Source organism: Campylobacter sp. B0100352/1 (assembly GCF_020135855.1).
GTDB classification, from domain to species: domain Bacteria; phylum Campylobacterota; class Campylobacteria; order Campylobacterales; family Campylobacteraceae; genus Campylobacter_D; species Campylobacter_D taeniopygiae.
In genome coordinates, this window is record NZ_JACHTP010000058.1 from 1 (window position 1) to 1,796 (window position 1,796).

1 protein-coding gene and 2 pseudogenes are annotated in these 1,796 nt (G+C 32.9%); all 3 read left to right on the forward strand.

Annotated features, from left to right (window positions below):
• Positions 1 to 346: pseudogene (locus H2279_RS08425) on the forward strand (bacteriophage T4 gp5 trimerisation domain-containing protein); the annotation flags it as partial.
• Between the two features lie 13 nt (positions 347 to 359).
• On the forward strand, positions 360 to 974 hold the full coding sequence (locus H2279_RS08430) for a hypothetical protein (protein ID WP_337196267.1): 615 nt from the start codon (positions 360 to 362) through the stop codon (positions 972 to 974).
• Positions 967 to 1,796 (forward strand): annotated as a pseudogene (locus tag H2279_RS08435) (hypothetical protein); the annotation flags it as partial. The gene H2279_RS08430 and the pseudogene H2279_RS08435, both read left to right, overlap by 8 nt.

Consider the following 1,796-nt stretch of genomic DNA (forward strand, 5'->3'; position numbering starts at 1 on the left):
TAGGAAGGAAGTGGTTGAGGGGCATTGGGATGTTAATATTAGTGATAAGGTGCAAGTTTTAAGCGAAAAAGAAATAGATTATAAAAGTAAAGATAATATCCTTTTTACAAGTAATGAATCTATAGGATTTGAAAGCGATAAAAACACAAGTATGGTAGCTGATAATATCACAACCTATGCCAAAACCACTCATCAGTTAAAAGCTGATAGTGAAGCAACTGTGCAAGTAGGAGAAACTATTATCACCGCAAATCAAAATTGCGTGATTATTAAAGCAGGTGGAGTAGAAGTAGTTATAGACTCTAATGGACTTATGGTTAAGGGTGGAGAAGTAAGAGCAGAATAGATAAAAGATAAAAATGAGTAGCAACACAGAAATCAAAGAACAAGACACTCAAGATGAAATTATTTTTGAAGCAAAAAAATATATACCTATATTTTTATTTTATGGAATAATACACATTGGACTTTTATGTTTTGTGCTTTATTTGCTTCCTAGGGGATTGAACAATACTACAAATTTTAAAGATTTTATAGTTCTTTCTATTTTTCTTTTTGGGTTGTATGTACTTGCAAAAGAGATCTACCAAGCAGCAAATTTTAAAAGAATTTATATCACAAAAGAAAAACTTGTGATTGAATTTTATTTTGGAAATGAATTAATTTTTCCTTTGGGAACTTTTTTTGTGTATGCTTATACCCCAGTGTATAGTTGGGGAGATATAGTTATACAAACTTTCAAAGGTAGAAGATACAACATTGTAAATCTTGTCGGACGTGAAATAGAAATAAAACATGGTTTTTTTGCAAGAGTTAATGCCATTATAAAACCCCATGTAATGCCTTATTTACTGAGCTTAAGTGATGAAGAATTTGAAAAAATCTTTTCACGTGTAAGCGGAGATTTTAACCTTATTGATACCACTTTCCTTAAAGAGGCGCAAGAATTAAAAAAAGAGAAGAAAGATGAATGAAAGTATTTATGGAAGTTTAGAGTTTTATTCTAAGGAAACTCAAAGCACTCCTAGCGATAAAAGGGATTTAGGCGTATTTGGAGATGTTGCTCCTTATGCTTTAGGTATTGCAGGAGGTTTTGCCACTGAGGCTTTTGAAAAAGGGATAATGAAGTTTGGTGTAAAACATGATTCGCCTATCGCGACAATGATGCATTATAAAATAATAATGAATTTTGGAATATTGAATTTTTTTCTAGCTAAAGCAGAAGGAAAGTCCAATGTAAGAGCTTTGAGTGAAACAGGTGTTGGTATTTTTGTTGGAGAACTCTTAAATAAAACCCCATTAAGTAAATATAGTGAATATGTCGCCAAACAAGCCTTAACTCAAACTAGCAGGGTTGCTTCCAGTGCTGCAACTAAGATAGCTAGCTCAAGAGTAGCGTCTAGTATCGCAGCTAGAGTTGGCGTATCCATACTTTCCCGTATTGCCACAGGTGCTGCAACTGGGGCGGCTATAGGCTCGGGTTTTCCTATAGTTGGGACAGTGGTGGGTGCAGTAGTGGGAACGCTTGTAGCAGGTTTTGCTAATGACTTAATCTTTGGCGATGAAGATAAAAAATTAAAAGAGCAAGAAGCCGAAGAGAAATACTTAGAGGAAAAATTAGATGAAAAAATGCATAAAATCATCAATTATCTCATCACTCATCATTATATAGAATTAAGAGTGTTAAATGAAGATGAAGCAGAAAAACTTTGCAAAGAAATAAATGATATTAATAGTTCTTATTTTAAAACCATTCTTTTAATGCTAAGTTTTCCTTATTATTTAGATAAAGATAA